This window comes from Cupriavidus sp. C2SS-8b, from assembly GCF_057073745.1.
In genome coordinates this window covers 1,856,529-1,874,553 of sequence record NZ_CP172716.1, presented here as the reverse complement: position 1 = coordinate 1,874,553, position 18,025 = coordinate 1,856,529, and the positions used below count along the sequence as shown (strand labels likewise).

The window sequence follows — 18,025 nt, the reverse complement described above, 5'->3', positions numbered from 1 at the left end:
CTCACCCAAATGGCATTCATGCAAAGAAAACAGGCAACGCTGATCGGACTCGTGGCCGTGCTGCTCTGGAGTTCGATCGTCGGCCTGATCCGCGGCGTCAGCCAAAGCTTCGGCGCCACGGGCGGGGCTGCGCTGATCTACACGGTCGCCGCCGTGCTGCTCTGGTTCTCGGTGGGGCCGGTGCGGCTCGGCGCGCTGCCGCGCAGCTATCGGCTCTGGGGCAGCCTGTTGTTCGTCTCGTATGAACTGTGCCTGTCGCTGTCGATCGGCTATGCCAACACCGGGAGCCAGGCCATCGAGGTCGGCATGGTCAATTACCTCTGGCCCACGTTCACGATGCTGGCTGCGATCCTGTTCAACCGGCAGCGGGCGAACTGGCTGATCGTGCCCGGCTTCCTGGTGGCCATCCTGGGCATCGCATCGGTGCTGGGCGGTGATCAGGGACTTGATCTGCAGAGCATGGCCGGCAATGTGCGGGACAACCCCTTGAGCTACGGCCTGGCGTTTGCCGGTGCGGTGATCTGGGCGGGCTACTGCACGGTGACGGCGCGCATTGCACAGGGCAAGAACGGCGTCACGCTGTTCTTCATCCTGACGGCACTCGCGCTGTGGGCGAAGTACCTGTTCACGGGCGGCGAGGTCATGAGCTTTAGCGTCACCGGCCTGATCTACCTGGCGTTGGCGGCTTGCGCGATGGGTTTTGGTTATGCCGCGTGGAATGTCGGCATCCTGCATGGCAACGTGACGGTCCTGGCCGGCGCGTCGTATTTCATCCCGGTGATCTCGGCCGCCCTGGCCGCCGCGCTGCTGCATGCGCCGCTTTCCCTCGCGTTCTGGAAAGGGGCGGCGATGGTTTGCGCGGGCTCCGTCCTGTGCTGGCTGGCTACGCGCGGGCAACGCGGGCGGGCGTTCGCGTCGTCCGGTTCCGGCCAGACGACATAGCAACTTCACCCGGGGCTACGTATCCCAAGGGAATTATCCAAATGAGAATGGAGAGAGACAAGCGCGCACAGTGGCTGTGCATGGCCGCCCTGTGCGCGAGTTCCGCGTCGGCGTGGGCGCAAGGCTCGGTGACGCTGTATGGTGTGCTCGATGAAGGCATCAACTACACCAGCAACGTTGGCGGCCATAGCCAGGTCGCCATGGCCAGCGGATTCCCGCATGGCAGCCGCTGGGGCCTGAAGGGCACCGAGGAGCTTGGCGGCGGCACCAGGGCCATGTTCCAGCTCGAGAACGGTTTCGACGTGGACAACGGCCGCGCATTCCAGGGCGGTGCGCTGTTCGGGCGCCAGGCCTACATGGGGTTGAGCGATGCGCGCTGGGGCGCGATTACCCTGGGGCGCCAGTACGATTCCGTGGTGGACTACCTCGCGCAGACGTCGGCGGGGGGCTCATGGGGCGGCTATATGTTTGCGCACCCCTACGACAACGACAACCTGATCAATACGTTCCGCGTCAACAACACGGTCAAGTACGCGAGTCCTGCACTGGGTGGGCTGAAGTTCGGCGGGATGTATGGCTTCAGTGACGACGTCAAGGCTTCGAACAATCGCGTATTCAGTGCGGGCGCGCAATACGCGACGGGCGGTCTGGTGCTGGCGGCCGCGTACCTGCAGGCCGACAACCCATCCGCCACATCCTATGGCGCCATCAACAACGGCGGAGACCAGAACCTGCCGGGCAGCAAGCTGAAGATCTGGGGCGCCGGAGGGACCTATGGCTTCGGCAAGACCACGGTCGGCATCTCCTACGCACAGACCGAAGTCGCCGATCCGCGCAGTTCCGTCTATGTCGGCGATATCACGCCCCCGTCCGGAACGCTTGGCGCGCTGCGCTTCCAGAACGTCGAGGCGAACATCAAGTACCAGGCCGCCCCGGCATACTGGTTTGGCGCGATGTATGCCTATACGCGTGCCACCTTCGATGCGACATCCGGCAAGCAGCATCCGGTCTACCACTCCGTAGGCGTGATGGCGGACTACGCGTTCTCGAAGCGCACCGACGTCTACGTGCAGGCGATGGTCCAGCACGTGGCGGGCGACATGACGGGCAGCGTGCTTGACGCGGCTTATGTGGTGGGCGCGGCGAACGTGGCCTCGGGATCGAACCAGATGATGTTCCGGCTCGGGCTCAGGCATTTTTTCTAAGAGGCGGTGCGGCCTACTTCGCCTTTGCGCGCAGCGCGCGTATGGTCGCCGGGGCGCCGTTCAGGAACATGTCGACTTTCTGCCGGACCACGGCGTCCATGTCGGTCGGCACCTTGAGCCCGTAAATCCACTTGCGTACGCCGATATAGAAGATCGCGGCGTGCAGGCCCCAGATCATCTCGATCTCGGCTTCGGTCTCGGCCGCGTCGCGGGGAGCGGGAATGCCGAACTCTGCCCTGACCTCGGCCAGCACGGGAACGAACACCTTGCTGCGCAGCTTGCCGAGGTATTTCTTGTTGATGCCTTCGTGCGTGAGCCCGGCGAAGATGAACAGCCGGATCCATTCTTCGCGGAGGATGACGGACGAGTAGTCGAGGTAGAACGCGTAGAGCCGTTCCGTCAGCGGCAGGGAGCGGTCGGTGATCTGCTGGTCCCAGTCCGGACGCCACTGGAACACCTCGTTGTAGACGCGTTCGATCAGTGCATCCTTGCTCTCGAAATAGCGGTACAGCAGCGGCTGCGTGACGCCGATCTGCCGTGCCAGCTCGCGCGTGCTGCCGCCGAAGCCGTTGCGCGTGAAGTGCTCGATGGCCTTTTCGACAATCTGTTGCTCGCGTTCCTCCGGCAACAGCCGCCGGGTGCCCTTGGCAACGGCGTCTTCCATGTCGGGTTCGTGGCCTGTCTCCATGACGTTCTCTTTCGCCATTGCGATGCGGGTGATGGCGGATTGTACCAATCGCGCGATCCACGAGAAGACGGGCAGGCGCGGTTGTCCGCGTCCGCCCGTCGGCCTGGGGACGTGCGGCGCTAGCCCGCCGACTTGCTTCCCATCCCGAGTTCGCAGTCCACGCGCTGGTTCTGATAGGCGGCCCGTTCCCAGGCGCCGCGCGCCGAGCGGTCAGTGACCGAGAACACATAGATCCCGGCAAATGCCGCCAGCATCGAGAACAGCGCGGGATACTCGTACGGATAGACCGGCGAAGCATGGCCCAGCACCTGCACCCAGACGGTGGGGCTGAGGATCGTCAGCACGACCGCCGTCACAAGCCCCATCATGCCGCCGAGCACAGCGCCGCGCGTGGTCAGGCCGCGCCAGTAGATCGACAGCAGCAGGACGGGGAAATTGGAGCTGGCGGCGATCGAGAAGGTGAGGCTGACGATAAACGCAATGGTCTGCTTCTCGAACAGGATCCCGAGCAGGATCGACAGCACGCCCAGCACCAGCGTGGTGAGGCGCGACACCCGCATCTCGTCCTTGTCCGAAGCTTGACCTTGGCGGATCACCGTCGCATACAGATCATGCGAGATGGCCGAGGACCCCGCCAGTGTCAGCCCCGCCACGACCGCGAGAATGGTCGAGAACGAGACGGCGCAGATAAAGCCGAGGAAAACATTGCCGCCGACCGCGTGCGCCAGGTGCACGGCCACCATATTGACGCCGCCGATCACCGCGCCCGCGCCGTTGTGATAGAGCGGGTCCGGTGCCACCAGCGCGATCGTGCCGAAGCCGATCACGATGATCATGGCGTAGCCAGCGCCGACGATGCCGGTCGCATAGAGCACGCTCTTGCGCGCGGCCTTGACGTCGGCCACGGTGAAGAAGCGCATCAGGATGTGCGGCAGGCCCGCCGTGCCGAAGATCAGCGCCATGCCCAGCGACACGGCCGAAACCGGATCGGAAACCAGGCCGCCCGGGCGCATGATCGCGTCATGCTTGCCGTGGGCCGTGATGGCGTGCTCGAACAAGGTGTCCAGGCTGAAGCCGAAACGGCTCAGCACCATGAAAGCCATGAACGCGCACCCGGCCAGCAGCATGACCGCCTTGATGATCTGGATCCACGTGGTGGCCAGCATGCCGCCGAAGAACACGTAGACCACCATCAGGACGCCCACCAGCACGACCGCAGACGTGTAGTTGAACCCGAACAGCAGCTCGACCAGCTTGCCCGCGCCCACCATTTGCGAGACCAGGTAGAGCAGCACGATCACGATCGAGCTCGATGCCGAGAAGCCGCGGATCGGACGCTGCCGGAGACGGTAGGAAAGCACGTCGGCCAGCGTATAGCGGCCCAGGTTGCGCAGCGGTTCGGCGATCAGGAACAGGATGATCGGCCAGCTTGCCAGGAAACCGATCGAGTAGATCAGGCCATCGTAGCCGCTGGTAAAGACCAGTGCGGAGATGCCCAGCAGCGAGGCGGCCGACATGTAGTCCCCCGCAATGGCCCAGCCATTCTGCATGGCCGTGATCTTGCCGCCGGCGGCGTAGTGATCGGCCACGCTGTGGTTGCGCGTGGCAGCCCAGCGCGTGATGGCAAGCGTCGCCGCGACGAACGCCACGAACATGCCGATCGCGATCAGGTTCAGCCCCTGGCCGACGGGCGGCGTGGCGGCCCAGGCCGGGGTGGTCGCCGCCAGCGCGGCAACCGTGGTCAGCAGGCGCTTCATGATGGTTCTCCGTTGCGGATGTCCGCGATCATCCCGTCGTAGACGGTATTGCTGCGATGCACGTAGAGGGCGACGAGCGCGAAGGTGAACGCGAACATGCCGAAGCCGATTGGGATGCCGATGCTCATCGGCCGGCCCGCCACCAGCGGCTGTGCCAGCAGGTCCGGCCGGAAGGCCAGGGTCAGGATGAAGCCGAAGTAGACCAGCAGCATGGCCGCGGTAAGCGACCATGAGAAGCGCCGTCGCACGCGGTGCAGGCGCTCGAAGGCCGGCTCGCTCAGCATCGGGTGCGGCACGACGGGCGTGTCGGATACGGCAAGGCCGAGGCCAGCCGGGCAGGGGGCAGCTTGGGGCATGTTGTTGTCTCCCAGTGGTTGTCGTTCACGATTCAGAAGCGCCGCGACACGGCGGTTTCGCGCATGACGGCCTCGGGCGTGCGATAGCGTTCGGCCATTTCGCGGTCCTGCGCGCTCCTGAGTTGCGCCTGCATATACGCGCCAAGATGTCGCGCATGCTCGACGACGGCCTGGCCGACTTGCACGCGTTCGGCGCTGTAGCGTTCTAGCGCGGCTTCGACCGGCGCGTGGCCGCCTAGCGCGCGGACCAGCGCCATGGCATCGCCGGCCGCCTTGGTGACGCCCATGCCGCAATGCGGACGCGCGACAAAGGCGGCATCGCCAAGCAGCGCGATCCGGCCGAAGGCCATGCGCGGCACGGTCAGGTCGTAGATCGGCTGGAACAGCGGCTGCGGCGTCCTGGCGACGACTTCGGCGAACGGCGGCGCGAGCAGGTCGGTGGCGGCGCTTTCCATGTCGGCCAGCACATCGGGGCGGATCAGGCCCGGCGGGATGCCATGGACCCACACTTTTCCCGTGGCGTCCGTCAGCAAGTCCGGCAGCTGATCGTCCTCCCGCGTCGCGCGGTACCACACGAAGTTGTAGCGGCGCCGGCCGGGTTCGGTGCTGTTGCCTTCGCCCGCCACCGGGTAGCCCAGGATCTGCTCGTGGGGCGGCAGGCAAAAGGCAAACTTGCCGAAGATGGCGGCATGGGTGTCGGGAGAAAGCTGCGCCTCGTCCACCAGGCCGCGCCAGGCAATGTAGCCCGCATACTCGAGGCCCACCGATGGCAGCAGGCGTTCGCGCACGGCGGAACGGAAGCCGTCCGCGGCGATGACGAGATCGGCGCGATGCGTCGATCCGTCCTGCAGCGTGACCACGGCGTGGTCGGCATGCGAATCCACGGCGGTCACCATGGCACCCGTGCGGTAAACGCCGGAGAAGGCCTTGGCCAGTACGTCGTACATCTTTCCCCATGCCGTGAGCGTCTGCGGCATCTCGCGTTCGGACACGGCGCCGCCGTCGCGCGAGAGCGTCACGCGGGTCTCGACGCGAACGCCGATGCTGTCGTCGATGACCACGCCGGCGGTGGCGAGCGCCTCGAACAGCTCGGGGTGGGTGACGATGCCGGCGCCGCGACCCGTCAGCGCCTCGGGCGTCCGCTCGAAGATCTCGACGTCCCAGCCATCGCGCAAGAGCATGTTGGCGGCAAACAGCCCGCCGAGCGAGCCGCCGACGACGATGGCCCTGGGTTTTCGGTTCAGTGCGGGGTTCATGCCATGGCTCCGTTTGTGGATTGCGCCGCGTGCGGCAGTTCCAGGCCGGCGACTTCGCTGGCCGGATAGTTCAGTTCGATCGTCACGCCCGACGGGTCTTCCAGGAAGACCTGATGCAGGCCGAGGCTTGGAACGGTGCGGTCGCGCCAGGCAATCCCGGCGGCGCGCAGGGTTGCCCACATCTCGCGCACGCCGGTGGCCAGGAAGGCGATGTGATCCAGCGTGCCGGTGCCCGATGCAGGCTGGGCCTTGTCGCCGAGATAGGCAGACAGCCCCGAGGGATCATCAGGGTCCACGCCAATGATGTGCACGGTGCCGTAGTCGCGTTCGTCGTCGCCCATGTAGAGCCACGCGCCGGGAAAGTCGAACGGTGGGCGGTATCCGCGACGGAAACCCAGGATGCGCTCGTAGAACGCGCAGGACCGCTCCAGGTCGGTGGTGCGGATCGAGAAATGTGCCAGCCTGGTCAGTGCCATCGCTGTCTCCTTAAGTTATCAATCGATCAGTGATCGGTTGATAAATAATAGGGCGAAAGGCCCGATCGGCCAAGCGCGGGGAGGGTGGTATTAACCCTGATCCGGAATGATGCGATGAAGGGTGACGGTGTCGCTGCAAACGCGTCCAGCAGCGTGCCGACGGCGGCACAAGCCATCGCGCTCGGCAATAATGGCAGCCACTGCATGAACGCTGAGGCAAACAATGGACAAGCTGCTGGCTTTGAAGATGTTCGTGGAGACCGTGGATGCCAAGGGCTTTTCCGCCGCCGCGCGCCGCCTGAACCTGGCGACATCGTCGGTCACGCGCGCGCTGGACGGCCTCGAGGATTCGCTTGGCGCGGTCCTGCTGAACCGCTCGACGCGCCTGGTTTCGGTCACCGAGGCCGGCGCCGCTTACTACCAGCGCGCCCGAAGCATCCTGGATGCTGTCGAGGAGGCCGACGCGCTGATCGCTGACCGGGGCGACGCGCCGGTCGGGCAACTGCGTGTGTCGTTGCCCGTCGCGTTCGGGCGCCAATGCATCGCGCCCCATCTCAGCGGCTGGCTGGCGAAGTATCCGCAGGTCGAACTCGACGTGACGCTGACCGATGACATCGTCGACCTGCTGGGCGAACGGATCGACCTGTCCGTTAGGCTGGGCAGCCCGGCATCCTATGACAACGTGGTGGCACGCGAGATCGGCGTGTTTCGCCGCCGCGTGGTGGCCAGCCCCGCCTATCTGGAAAGCCACGGCATGCCGGCCGAGCCGGACGACCTGGTCAACCATCGCTGCAACCGTTTCAGCTACGGGTCGCGCGATCAGGTCTGGACCTTCCGGCAGGGCGAGACCGAGACCCGGGTGCCCGTCAGGGGCCAGTTCCGCAGCAACAACATCGATGTCCTGCGCGATGTGGCGCTTGCGGGCGGCGGCATCGGGCTGCTGCCGGACTGGCTCGTCGATGACGACATCGACAACCAGCGGCTGACGGTGCTGTTTGACGCGTGGTCGGTCAATCCGGACCTGGCGAGTTCCTCGATCTCCGCGCTGTATCTTCCGAACCAGCGCGGCTCGCGGCGAATCGGTGCATTCCTGGAATTCCTGGCCGAGCTGCCCGGGCCGACGCGCCGCCGGCCCTGACTGCGCGCGCCGCGCGATGGTTCAGGCGGACGGCGGCCTGCCTTCGAATGCGTCCTCCAGCAATTGCCGGATGCCGTCACGCTCGAGCGGCCGCGGATTCGGATACTGGTTGCGCAGCGCGAGATCGCACGCGTGGTCCAGATCGCCCGCGGAGAGCCCCAGTTCGCGCAGCGAGGTGGGGGCACCCAGCTTCGCCGCCAGGTCGAACACCGCACGCGGGCCGCTGCCTTCCCCGGCGGCGAGTGCTTGTGCAAGCGTGGCCATGGCCTCCGGCGCGGCCGGGGCGTTGTAGGCCAGCGCATGGGGCAGCACCACTGTGTGAACTTCGGCGTGGGGCAGGTTGAATGTCCCGCCCAGCGTGTGGCAAAGCTTGTGATGCAGTCCTGCCGTCACGCTGCCGAGCACGGCGCCGCACAGCCAGGCGCCATAGAGCGCGTCGCTGCGTGCGTTGCGCAGGGCCGAGTCGGTGAAGTCCGCCGTCGCCGCGCCGATGACCGGCAAGGCGCGGCCAAAGGCGGCGATACCCTCGCGCGCCATCCACTGGCTTACCGGGTTGCGGTCCGCGGCATAGAGCCCTTCGGCCGCATGGGCGATAGCGTTCATGCCGCTGGTCACGCTGACCGGGACGGGCAGCGCCATCGTCAGGTCCGGATCGTAGAGGATCGTCCGCGGCACCACGCGCGCGTCGCGCCCCGTGCGTTTCAGGCCGGCATCGGTGAGCCCGTAGATCGGCGTCATCTCCGAACCGGCGTAGGTCGTCGGCACCGCGATGATCGGCAGGCCGGACTCCAGCGCAACGGCCTTGGCCAGCCCGATGGTCGAGCCGCCGCCGATCGCGAGCGTGCAGTCGGCGCCTTGCTGCGCCGCTTGCTCGCAGGCAAGGCGGGCCTGGGCGATCGGCACATGCATCACGGCACCGTCGAAGATGCCGGCACTGCGTGCGCCGAGCCCGGCGGCCGCGCGTTCGGCCAGCCTGCGCTGGCCCGGCGTGCAAAGCACAAGGACACGGCGCACGCCCAGCGTCTCGGCTTCTTCGTCGAGCCGTGCCAGGCTGCCGGAGCCAAAGACGATGCGTTGCGGGTAAGTCTGGTAGGCAAACGGAAGCATGGCTCGATATCGGTCAGGGTGCACGGACGTCAGTCGGCTGCGATGTGGCGGGCCTTGATCAACCGCCCCCAGCGCGCCGACTCTTCCTGGATCAGCTTGTTGGTCTGTTGCGCGTCGCCGGCCACCACTTCGAAGCCGCCGTCCGTCAGTTGCTTTGCGATCGCCGGGTCGCGCAGCGTCGCAGTCATGGCCGTGCCGAGTTTGCCCAGCACTGCCGGCGGAACCTTTGCCGGCGCGATCATCGCGACCCACGAATACGCCTCGAAGCCCTTGTACGACTCGGAGACCGCCGGCACCGCGGGCAGCCTGGCGTCGCGCTGGCGCGACGTCACGGCCAGCGCGCGCAGCTTGCCGGCCTGCACGTAGGGGAGGACCAGCGGCAGGCTGGCAATCATCGAATCGACATGGCCGCCGAGCAGGTCATTGATGGCCGGGCCGCCGCCCTTGTACGGCGTATGGATGCCCGTGGTGCCGGCCGCTTCATGGAACGCTTCGGCCACCAGCTGGTTCGAGCTGCCGCTGCCGACGGAGGCATACGCCACCGTGTTCGGCACGCGTGCCGCGGCCACGTAGTCCTGCACGGTCTTGTACGGCGAGGCTGCCGGGACCACCAGCACCATCGGCGCGCGCACCAGGTAGGAAACGCCCGTCAGGTCGCGATGCGATGCATACGGCAGCTTTGGGTAGATGTGCGGCTCGGTGGCAAAGCTGTCGAACACCATGCCAACGGTGTAGCCGTCCGCCGCGCTGCGCGCGATCTGCCCGGTGCCGATCGTGCCACCGGCACCGGCACGGTTGTCGATCACCACGGTCTGGGCCAGTCGCGTACGCAGGCCTTCCTGGATCTGGCGCGCGACCTTGTCGACCGTGCCGCCGGCTGCGTAGGGGACAATGATCGTGACCGGCTTCGCAGGCCAGGTGTCCGCGCTTGCAAGCCCTGGCGCCAGCGCGCCGGCAAGCGTCAGCATCAGCACGGTTGTTTTCCGGCTGCGTTCGCACACAGCGTGAACGAGGGAGTCGAGAGCCTTGGTCATCGTGAAACTTGTCTCCATGGTTGGCACCTTCCGATCGGTTCGTGTCCGTTCTGCCGGTCGCGGGCGCCTTCTTCTTTGCATTTCATGCAAAAAGGCTTGCGAGGCGGTCTGTCGTATCGATACTATGGGCAAGCCATGCCCACGGGAAGCCTTCGCTCCCGCGCAATGCTTTTGCGGGAAACGCATAGATGGACTTTATCCGCTTTGCCGAGAACCTGGCCACCTTCGTCGATGTGGCGCGCGCCGGCAGCTTTTCCGCCGTGGCCCGGCGCCGGGGGCAAGTGGCCTCGTCGGTGTCTAGACAGGTCGATACGCTGGAGCGCGAAATGGGCGTGGCGTTGTTCACGCGTTCTACGCGCGCCCTGGTGCGCACCGACGCGGGGGACCTGCTGTTCGACCGCGCGACGCGCATCCTGCAGGAACTGGCCGAAACCCGCGACGCCGTGACCGCGCTGGAGCAGGGCGTCAGCGGCAGGCTTCGCGTTGCCTGCCTGCCGGCGTTCGCGCGGCGCCATGTGGTGCCGCACCTCGGCAGCCTCTATGCGCAATATCCGGAGCTCACCGTAGAGCTGGAATTGACCGACCGTGTCGTGGACCCGGTGCTGGAGCGCTTCGACCTGGTCATCCGAGTCGGGCAGCAGGCCGACAGCAAACTGATCGCCCGTAGCGTTGCCAGCCAGCGCTACATCGTCTGCGCGACGCCGGCTTATCTTCAGGCCCACGGGCGTCCGGTGCATGCACAGGAGCTGGCGCATCACCGGCTGATCGACCGCGGCCACAGCACGAGCATGCGCGGCTGGCGCGAACTGCTGGCGCCCGCCCATGCCGCCAGCGCGGCCTTCGCGCTGGAGTGTGATGACTGCGACGCGCGCCGGCTGTCGGTACTGCAAGGTCTTGGCATTGCCCTGATGCCCGACTGGTCCGTCGGCGAAGACATTGGCGCCGGCCGCCTGGTGGAGTTGCTGCTGGACGGTCTGCTGCCGCAAGCGCAAGGCGGGATCTACCTGGTGCGCGCCGCGCCGCGTGCGTCGGCCAAGCTCAGGGCATTTTCCGCGCACTTGCTCGACAGCATCGGCTCCCCGCCCGGCTGGCAGGTCGCGATGACGCGTGCCGGAGGACCCGCCGGGCGGGACGCTGCCTGAGCGGGTCGGCCTCCGGTTGAAACGATACAAGACTGGGCTTTCTCAGCGCCGTGCTGCGAGGGCAAGCGCTACCAGCGAGACGAGCCCCAGCCCGCTGCCGGCAACCACGATGCCGGTCCAGCCGAACTGCGTATAAAGCGTGCTGGCCAGTGCGGAGCCGATCGCGCCGCCGGCAAAGATGGCAGTCATGTACAGCGCATTCAGGCGTCCACGGCTGGCGGCATCGAGGGCATAGATGGCACGCTGACCCAGCACCATGTTCATCTGCACGGCGAAGTCGAGCACGATGCCAGTCAGTGCCAGCCAGTACACGCCGCCTGCGCCGCCGGCCATCCCTGGAATAAAGCTGAGCGCTGCCGCGATCATCGCCGCGTAGGACGCCATGCGGGTGTGGCCCGCGTCGGCCAGGCGCCCGGCCACCGGCGCGGCGATCGCACCCAGCGCGCCGACCAGGGCGAAGATGCCGATCTGCGATTGCGACAGCCCGTAGCGGCCCGCCAGCTCCAGCGGCGCGGCGGTCCAGAACAGGCTGAATGCCGCGAACAGCAGGCCCTGGTACAGCGAGCGCTGGCGCAACACGGGGTAGCGCGCCAGCAGGTGCCACAGCGACGAGATCAGGCTTGCGTACGTGGCGCGATGCTGGGGCGTGCGGCGCGGCAGTGTCGTGGCGATGATCACAACCGTCGCCAGTGTCATCGCGGCGGCGACATAGAAGACGGCGCGCCAGCCGAGGTACTGTGCCAGCAGGCTCGACAGCGGACGCGACAGCAGGATGCCGGAAAGCAGGCCGCCCATGATCGTGCCGACGGTGCGCCCGCGCAGCGCTTCGGGCGCCAGGTGCGCAGCCAGCGGAATCAGGATCTGCACGCTGACCGAACTCAGGCCCAGCAGCAGCGATACCAGCAGGAACACGCCCGGCTGCGAAGCCGTGGCAGCCCCCACCAGGCTGGCCATCGCCGCCACGCCGCTGATAGTCAGCAGGCGACGGTTTTCATGCAGGTCGGCCAGCGGCACCAGGAAGAACAGGCCGATGGCGTAGCCGATCTGGGTCAGCGACACGATCACGCTGGCGCTTTGGGCGGACAGGCCCACCGCCGGAGCAATCATCTCGATGATGGGCTGGGCGTAGTACAGGTTGGCGACCAGCACGCCGGCGCACAGCGAAAACAGTGCAACCAGCGCGCCGGACATCGGGGCGGCCGCATGGGGGAGGGCGTTCATGCCCGGGGAATTTGCGGAGTTCATGGCTTCGGGTATCGGTTCAGTTGCGACGCTCGAAGCTTAGGGGGCGGTGGGCGCGAGTTGAATCACATCGGGAAGCAAGTCAGCGTTGCACGGCGCGCAACGCCAGCCATGCCGGCATGGCGCCAAATGGGATCCGACCGATGTAAGGCTGGCGGCGTGGGGCCACGCACAGGGCCTTCCCAACTCTATTAACGCAATTAACTGACAGGCAAGAAAACCCAAAACAAAAACGCGCCGGATTCTCCGGCGCGTCATCTGCTGCCAGGCCTGAGACGCTGGCAACAAGTTAAAACCTTGGGCTTGTGGCCCGAGGAATTCAGTACTTCCACATGATCTGCTGCAGTACCTTGCTGTCGTTGGTCTTGGTAAGCGCCAGCGCGGTCAGGATGCGCGCCTTCTGCGGCAGCTGGTCATCCGTAACGACCCAGTCGTACTTGTCGTCCGGCTGCTCGGCATTGCGGACCACGACGCCGCTGCCGGTCCGCGACGCGCGCACGATCTGCACGCCCTTGGCGCGCGCGGCCTTCAGCGGCTCGACCATGTAGTCGCCGACGCTGCCGTTGCCGGTGGCGGCATATACGATGGCCTTGGCGCCGTTCTTCACCGCGGCATCGATGCTTGCCGGGTTCACGTTGCCATAGGCATAGACCACGGCCACTTCAGGCAGCTTGTCGATCTTGTCGATGTCGAACTCGGTCTGCGTGGTGTGCGGACGGGCAGGCAGGCGGTAGAACAGCGTGCGGCCTTCCACCACATAGCCGAGCGGACCAAACGGCGAGCGGAAGGTCTCGGCCTTGAATGTGTTGCTCTTGGTCACATCGCGGCCGGTGTGGATTTCGTCGTTCAGCACGGCCAGCGTGCCTTTGCCCCGGGATGCCGGATTGGAAGCCACCACCACGGCGTCGTACAGGTTCAGCGCGCCATCGGCGCCCAGCGCCGTACCGGGGCGCATTGAGCCGACCACCACCACGGGCTTGTCGCTCTTGAGCGTCAGGTTCAGGAAGTAGGCCGTTTCCTCGATGGTGTCGGTGCCGTGGGTGATGACGATGCCATCCACGTCAGGCTGCTTGAGCAGTTCCGAAACACGCTTGCCGAGCTTCAGCAGACGCTCGTTGTTGAAGCTCTCCGAACCGATCTGGAAAATCTGCTCGCCCTTGACGTTGGCGACCTTCGAGATCTCCGGCACCGAGGCGATGATCTTGTCGACCGGCACCACCGCGGACTGATAGGCCGCCGTGTTGGTAGCCGATGCACCGGCGCCAGCGATGGTGCCACCCGTGCCAATGATGACGATATTGGCCTTGCGGGCCTCTGCCTGGGTCCCCGGCGTGGCCGATGGCTGTGCGGCCGGAGCAAGCTGGGCGTGGGCGGTACCGGTGATCAGGCTGGCGGCAAGCAGGGCGGCGGCGAGCGTCGTAGTGCGGGCAAAGCGTTTCATGATTCTCCTCGTGGCGGAGCGGCATGGCGTGCCTTTTGGGCAGGACGCCGCCGTCCATATCTGGTCAGTGACTGCCGGGCAGGGCCTGGGTTTCAGGGCCGCTGTCGACAGCGGCTGCCACTATAAGGGAGGAGAAATTCTGGCGGGAAGGGGCGATACCCGGGTTATGCCGATTCGGCATGACCCGGGTATCTTGATAACTCAACTCACATAAAAGGCGAGTGGGTCATGCGGCAGCGTCCAGGGCGGGGGCGCGTGGTATCAGGCAGGCCGCGTGGCAGCCTGCCGCCGGGAACGGGTCCCGGCACACATCAGAACGCGTCGCCCGGTACGCGTACCCAGCCTTCCATCAGCACCCGGGCGCTGCGGCTCATGATGGCCTTGGTGACGGTCCAGTCGCCGTTGGACTGGCTGGCTTCGGCGCCCACGCGCAGCGTGCCCGACGGATGGCCGAAGCGGACCGCATTGCGTTCGCCGCCACCGGCCGCCAGGTTGACCAGCGTGCCCGGAATCGCCGCCGCGGTACCGATGGCCACGGCTGCCGTGCCCATCATGGCATGGTGCAGCTTGCCCATCGACAGCGCGCGTACCAGCAGGTCCACGTCGCCGGCGCCGACCGGCTTGCCGCTGGACGCGACATAGTCCTTCGGCTTGGCGACGAAGGCGACCTTCGGCGTGTGCTGGCGCTTGGCGGCTTCGTCGACGTTCTTGATCAGGCCCATGCGCACGGCGCCGTAGGCGCGGATGGTCTCGAACATTGCCAGCGCCTTCGGGTCGCCGTTGATGGCGTCCTGCAGTTCGGTGCCGGTGTAGCCGATGGCTTCCGCATTGACGAAGATCGTCGGGATGCCGGCATTGATCATGGTCGCCTTGAACGTGCCGACGCCCGGCACTTCGAGGTCGTCGACCAGGTTGCCGGTCGGGAACATCGCTCCGCCGCCATCGCCTTCTTCGTCGGCGGCGGGGTCCATGAATTCGAGCTGGACTTCGGCGGCGGGGAAGGTCACACCATCCAGTTCGAAGTCGCCGGTTTCCTGTACTTCACCATTGGTGATGGGCACGTGGGCGATGATGGTCTTGCCGATGTTCGCCTGCCAGATGCGTACGACAGCCGTGCCGTTCTGCGGCACGCGCGATGCATCGACAAGGCCGCCGCTGATCGCGAACGGGCCGACGGCGGCCGACAGGTTGCCGCAGTTGCCGCTCCAGTCGACAAAGGGCTGGTCGATCGAGACCTGGCCGAACAGGTAGTCGACGTCGTGGTCCGGGCGGCTGCTCTTTGACACGATCACGGTCTTGCTGGTGCTCGACGTGGCGGCGCCCATGCCGTCGATCTGCTTGCCGTACGGATCCGGGCTGCCGATCACGCGCATCAGCAGCGCATCGCGCGCCTTGCCGGGGACCTGCGCGGTCGCGGGCAGGTCTTGCAGGCGGAAGAACACGCCCTTGCTGGTGCCACCGCGGATATAGGTGGCGGGAATCTTGATCTGGGGTACGTGGGCCATGGAAGTCTTTGTCCTGGTCAAAACTGCGGCGGGCGGTACGTTGCCGCACCGCCCGCTCATCTCGCTACCTTAAGCAGCTGCTTTCGCGGATTCAAGGAAGTCCTGCGCGAAGCGCTGCAGCACGCCGCCGGCTTCGTAGATCGACACTTCCTCGTCGCTGTCCAGGCGGCACGTCACCGGCACTTCCACGCGTTCGCCGTTGCGGCGGTGGATCACCAGTGTCAGATCGGCACGCGGCTGGCGCTCGCCGGTCACGTCGTAGGTCTCGGTGCCGTCCAGGCCCAACGTCAGGCGGTTCACGCCCGGCTTGAACTCCAGCGGCAGCACGCCCATGCCGATCAGGTTGGTGCGGTGGATGCGCTCGAAGCCTTCGGCGACGATCACTTCCACGCCTGCCAGGCGCACGCCCTTGGCGGCCCAGTCGCGCGACGAGCCCTGGCCATAGTCCGCACCCGCGACGATGATCAGCGGCTGCTTGCGGTCCATGTAGGTCTCGATGGCTTCCCACATGCGCACGACCTTGCCTTCCGGTTCCACGCGTGCCAGCGAACCCTTCTTGACCTGGCCGTCGACCACGGCCATTTCGTTGATCAGCGTCGGGTTGGCAAACGTTGCGCGCTGCGCGGTCAGGTGGTCGCCGCGGTGCGTTGCGTAGGAGTTGAAGTCCTCCTCCGGCAGGCCCATCTTGGCGAGGTATTCACCCGCGGCGCTGTTGGCCAGGATCGCGTTCGACGGCGACAGGTGATCGGTGGTGATGTTGTCGCCGAGCACTGCCAGCGGACGCAGGCCCTTGAGCGTGCGTTCGCCGGCCAGCGCGCCTTCCCAGTACGGCGGACGGCGGATGTACGTGCTCTGTGCGCGCCAGTCGTACAGCGGGCTGATTTGCTCGCCGCTTTGCGCGGTGATTGCAAACATCGGCTCGTAGACCTTGCGGAACTGCTCCGGCTTCACGCTTTGCGCGACGATGGCGTCGATCTCTTCGTCGCTCGGCCAGATGTCCTTCAGGTACACCGGCGTGCCTTCCTTGTCGGTGCCCAGCACATCGCGCTCGATGTCGAAGCGCATGGTGCCGGCGATGGCGTAGGCCACAACCAGCGGCGGCGAAGCCAGGAAGGCCTGCTTGGCGTACGGGTGGATGCGGCCGTCGAAGTTTCGGTTGCCCGACAGCACGGCCGTAGCGTACAGGTCGCGGTCGATGATTTCCTGCTGGATCTTCGGATCGAGCGCGCCCGACATGCCGTTGCAGGTCGTGCAGGCGAAGGCAACGATGCCGAAGCCGAGCGCTTCCAGGTCCGGCAGCAGCTTCGATTCTTCCAGGTAAAGCTCGACGGCCTTCGATCCCGGGGCCAGCGACGACTTCACCCACGGCTTGCGGGTCAGGCCGCGCGCGTTGGCGTTGCGCGCCAGCAAGGCGGCGGCAATCACGTTGCGCGGGTTGCTGGTGTTGGTGCAACTGGTGATGGCGGCGATGATGACGGCGCCATCAGGCATCAGGCCTTCGGCTTCCTGCGCCTGGGCCTTGTCCAGGTCGACGGCGATGCCGCGCTCGGCCAGTGCGGAAGTCGGCAGGCGCTTGTGCGGGTTCGACGGGCCGGCCATGTTGCGCACGACGCTCGACAGGTCGAACTTCAGCACGCGCTCGTACTCGGCCTTGTTCAGCGAGTCGGCCCACAGGCCGGCGGTCTTCGCATAGGTCTCGACCAGCTTGACTTGCTCGTCTTCGCGGCCGGTCAGGCGCAGGTAGTCCAGCGTCTGGTTGTCGATGAAGAACATCGCGGCCGTGGCGCCATATTCCGGGGCCATGTTGGAGATCGTGGCGCGGTCGCCCAGCGTCAGGCTGGAGGCACCTTCGCCACGGAATTCCAGGTAGGCGCCGACGACCTTTTCCTTGCGCAGGAATTCGGTCAGGGCCAGCACGATGTCAGTGGCGGTGATACCAGGCTGGCGCTTGCCGGTCAGTTCCACGCCGACGATGTCGGGCAGGCGCATCCACGAGGCGCGGCCCAGCATGACGTTCTCGGCTTCCAGGCCGCCCACGCCGATCGCGATCACGCCCAGCGCGTCGACGTGCGGGGTGTGGCTGTCAGTGCCGACGCAGGTATCGGGATAAGCCACGCCCTTGTCGGCATGGATCACCGGCGACATCTTCTCCAGATTGATCTGGTGCATGATGCCGTTGCCCGGGGGAATCACGTCGACGTTCTCGAAGGCCTTCTTGGTCCAGTTGATGAAGTCGAAGCGGTCTTCGTTGCGGCGATCCTCGATGGCGCGGTTCTTGGCGAATGCGTCCGGGTCGAAGCCGCCACACTCCACGGCCAGCGAGTGGTCGACGATCAGCTGCACCGGCACCACGGGGTTGACCTTGGCGGGGTCGCCGCCCTGGTCGGCAATGGCGTCGCGCAGGCCGGCCAGGTCCACCAGCGCGGTCTGGCCAAGGATGTCATGGCAGACCACGCGCGCGGGGAACCACGGGAAATCCAGCTCGCGCTTGCGCTCGATGAGCTGTTTCAGCGAATCGGTCAGCGTGGCCGGGTCGCAGCGGCGCACCAGGTTCTCGGCCAGCACGCGCGACGTGTAGGGCAGCTTGTCATAGGCACCCGGCTGGATTGCCTCGACGGCTTCGCGCGCGTCAAAGAAATCCAGCTTGGTGCCCGGCAGTGGTTTGCGGTGTGCAGTGTTCATGGCGTGGGGAGGAATACAGGTAATGCACAAGGACGCGTGGAGCAGAGCGCATGC

15 protein-coding genes are annotated in these 18,025 nt (G+C 66.2%); 4 read left to right on the top strand and 11 right to left on the bottom strand.

Annotated features, from left to right (window positions below):
* The first annotated feature begins 18 nt into the window (after positions 1-18).
* Both yddG and ACIGJB_RS08630 read left to right on the top strand, forming a co-directional pair.
* Positions 19-942 carry an aromatic amino acid DMT transporter YddG gene (gene yddG, locus ACIGJB_RS08635; protein ID WP_483729474.1) on the top strand — a complete coding sequence of 308 codons (924 nt, stop codon included), beginning with the start codon at positions 19-21 and terminating at the stop codon, positions 940-942.
* A gap of 41 nt (positions 943-983) precedes the next feature.
* Positions 984-2,147 carry a porin gene (locus ACIGJB_RS08630; protein WP_483729473.1) on the top strand — a complete coding sequence of 388 codons (1,164 nt, stop codon included), beginning with the start codon at positions 984-986 and terminating at the stop codon, positions 2,145-2,147.
* Between the two features lie 13 nt (positions 2,148-2,160).
* Here the strand turns inward: ACIGJB_RS08630 and ACIGJB_RS08625 are convergent, their stop codons facing one another.
* The 5 genes from ACIGJB_RS08625 to ACIGJB_RS08605 all read right to left on the bottom strand — a co-directional run bounded on the left by ACIGJB_RS08625 (position 2,161) and on the right by ACIGJB_RS08605 (position 6,680).
* Positions 2,161-2,835, bottom strand: a complete 675-nt coding sequence (locus tag ACIGJB_RS08625) for a TetR/AcrR family transcriptional regulator (RefSeq protein WP_483729472.1) — start codon at positions 2,833-2,835, stop codon at positions 2,161-2,163.
* Between the two features lie 119 nt (positions 2,836-2,954).
* Positions 2,955-4,592, bottom strand: a complete 1,638-nt coding sequence (gene actP, locus ACIGJB_RS08620; protein ID WP_483729471.1) for a cation/acetate symporter ActP — start codon at positions 4,590-4,592, stop codon at positions 2,955-2,957.
* Entirely contained in the window at positions 4,589-4,948 is a 360-nt protein-coding gene (locus ACIGJB_RS08615) for a DUF485 domain-containing protein (RefSeq protein WP_483729470.1), read from the bottom strand. Before ACIGJB_RS08615 ends, actP begins: the two co-directional genes overlap by 4 nt.
* Positions 4,949-4,980: 32 nt before the next feature.
* Positions 4,981-6,204, bottom strand: coding sequence for an FAD binding domain-containing protein (locus ACIGJB_RS08610; RefSeq protein ID WP_483729469.1), 1,224 nt, complete (start codon positions 6,202-6,204; stop codon positions 4,981-4,983).
* On the bottom strand, positions 6,201-6,680 hold the full coding sequence (locus ACIGJB_RS08605) for a VOC family protein (RefSeq protein ID WP_483729468.1): 480 nt from the start codon (positions 6,678-6,680) through the stop codon (positions 6,201-6,203). The genes ACIGJB_RS08610 and ACIGJB_RS08605 overlap by 4 nt, the downstream gene beginning before the upstream one ends.
* Before the next feature lie 223 nt (positions 6,681-6,903).
* Here ACIGJB_RS08605 and ACIGJB_RS08600 point away from each other — a divergent pair, with 223 nt between their 5' ends.
* Positions 6,904-7,818, top strand: a complete 915-nt coding sequence (locus ACIGJB_RS08600) for a LysR family transcriptional regulator (RefSeq protein ID WP_483729467.1) — start codon at positions 6,904-6,906, stop codon at positions 7,816-7,818.
* A 21-nt stretch (positions 7,819-7,839) separates the two neighbouring features.
* On the opposite strand, the gene ACIGJB_RS08595 is transcribed toward ACIGJB_RS08600, so the two are convergent.
* Both ACIGJB_RS08595 and ACIGJB_RS08590 read right to left on the bottom strand, forming a co-directional pair.
* On the bottom strand, positions 7,840-8,925 hold the full coding sequence (locus tag ACIGJB_RS08595; protein ID WP_483729466.1) for a maleylacetate reductase: 1,086 nt from the start codon (positions 8,923-8,925) through the stop codon (positions 7,840-7,842).
* Between the two features lie 29 nt (positions 8,926-8,954).
* Positions 8,955-9,893, bottom strand: coding sequence for a tripartite tricarboxylate transporter substrate-binding protein (locus ACIGJB_RS08590; protein WP_483732289.1), 939 nt, complete (start codon positions 9,891-9,893; stop codon positions 8,955-8,957).
* Between the two features lie 254 nt (positions 9,894-10,147).
* Here ACIGJB_RS08590 and ACIGJB_RS08585 point away from each other — a divergent pair, with 254 nt between their 5' ends.
* Positions 10,148-11,101: a LysR family transcriptional regulator gene (locus tag ACIGJB_RS08585; protein WP_483729465.1), complete on the top strand. Its 954-nt coding sequence runs from the start codon at positions 10,148-10,150 to the stop codon at positions 11,099-11,101.
* A 42-nt stretch (positions 11,102-11,143) separates the two neighbouring features.
* On the opposite strand, the gene ACIGJB_RS08580 is transcribed toward ACIGJB_RS08585, so the two are convergent.
* From ACIGJB_RS08580 to acnD, 4 genes are all read right to left on the bottom strand, one after another.
* Positions 11,144-12,322: an MFS transporter gene (locus ACIGJB_RS08580; RefSeq protein ID WP_483729464.1), complete on the bottom strand. Its 1,179-nt coding sequence runs from the start codon at positions 12,320-12,322 to the stop codon at positions 11,144-11,146.
* A gap of 340 nt (positions 12,323-12,662) precedes the next feature.
* Positions 12,663-13,784, bottom strand: coding sequence for an asparaginase (locus ACIGJB_RS08575; protein ID WP_483711424.1), 1,122 nt, complete (start codon positions 13,782-13,784; stop codon positions 12,663-12,665).
* A gap of 311 nt (positions 13,785-14,095) precedes the next feature.
* The gene (prpF, locus tag ACIGJB_RS08570; RefSeq protein ID WP_483729463.1) at positions 14,096-15,289 is read right to left on the bottom strand and encodes a 2-methylaconitate cis-trans isomerase PrpF; all 1,194 of its coding nucleotides are present in this window, start codon (positions 15,287-15,289) and stop codon (positions 14,096-14,098) included.
* A gap of 69 nt (positions 15,290-15,358) precedes the next feature.
* Complete coding sequence (acnD, locus tag ACIGJB_RS08565; protein ID WP_483729462.1) at positions 15,359-17,971, bottom strand: Fe/S-dependent 2-methylisocitrate dehydratase AcnD; 2,613 nt, start codon at positions 17,969-17,971, stop codon at positions 15,359-15,361.
* Positions 17,972-18,025 lie beyond the last annotated feature (54 nt).

Coding starts and splice junctions, on each gene's coding strand:
- yddG (WP_483729474.1), top strand. CDS start 19: ATGCAAAGAAAACAGGCAACGCTGATCGGACTCGTGGCCGTGCTGCTC.
- ACIGJB_RS08630 (WP_483729473.1), top strand. CDS start 984: ATGAGAATGGAGAGAGACAAGCGCGCACAGTGGCTGTGCATGGCCGCC.
- ACIGJB_RS08625 (WP_483729472.1), bottom strand. CDS start 2,835: ATGGAGACAGGCCACGAACCCGACATGGAAGACGCCGTTGCCAAGGGC.
- actP (WP_483729471.1), bottom strand. CDS start 4,592: ATGAAGCGCCTGCTGACCACGGTTGCCGCGCTGGCGGCGACCACCCCG.
- ACIGJB_RS08615 (WP_483729470.1), bottom strand. CDS start 4,948: ATGCCCCAAGCTGCCCCCTGCCCGGCTGGCCTCGGCCTTGCCGTATCC.
- ACIGJB_RS08610 (WP_483729469.1), bottom strand. CDS start 6,204: ATGAACCCCGCACTGAACCGAAAACCCAGGGCCATCGTCGTCGGCGGC.
- ACIGJB_RS08605 (WP_483729468.1), bottom strand. CDS start 6,680: ATGGCACTGACCAGGCTGGCACATTTCTCGATCCGCACCACCGACCTG.
- ACIGJB_RS08600 (WP_483729467.1), top strand. CDS start 6,904: ATGGACAAGCTGCTGGCTTTGAAGATGTTCGTGGAGACCGTGGATGCC.
- ACIGJB_RS08595 (WP_483729466.1), bottom strand. CDS start 8,925: ATGCTTCCGTTTGCCTACCAGACTTACCCGCAACGCATCGTCTTTGGC.
- ACIGJB_RS08590 (WP_483732289.1), bottom strand. CDS start 9,893: ATGCTGACGCTTGCCGGCGCGCTGGCGCCAGGGCTTGCAAGCGCGGAC.
- ACIGJB_RS08585 (WP_483729465.1), top strand. CDS start 10,148: ATGGACTTTATCCGCTTTGCCGAGAACCTGGCCACCTTCGTCGATGTG.
- ACIGJB_RS08580 (WP_483729464.1), bottom strand. CDS start 12,322: ATGAACGCCCTCCCCCATGCGGCCGCCCCGATGTCCGGCGCGCTGGTT.
- ACIGJB_RS08575 (WP_483711424.1), bottom strand. CDS start 13,784: ATGAAACGCTTTGCCCGCACTACGACGCTCGCCGCCGCCCTGCTTGCC.
- prpF (WP_483729463.1), bottom strand. CDS start 15,289: ATGGCCCACGTACCCCAGATCAAGATTCCCGCCACCTATATCCGCGGT.
- acnD (WP_483729462.1), bottom strand. CDS start 17,971: ATGAACACTGCACACCGCAAACCACTGCCGGGCACCAAGCTGGATTTC.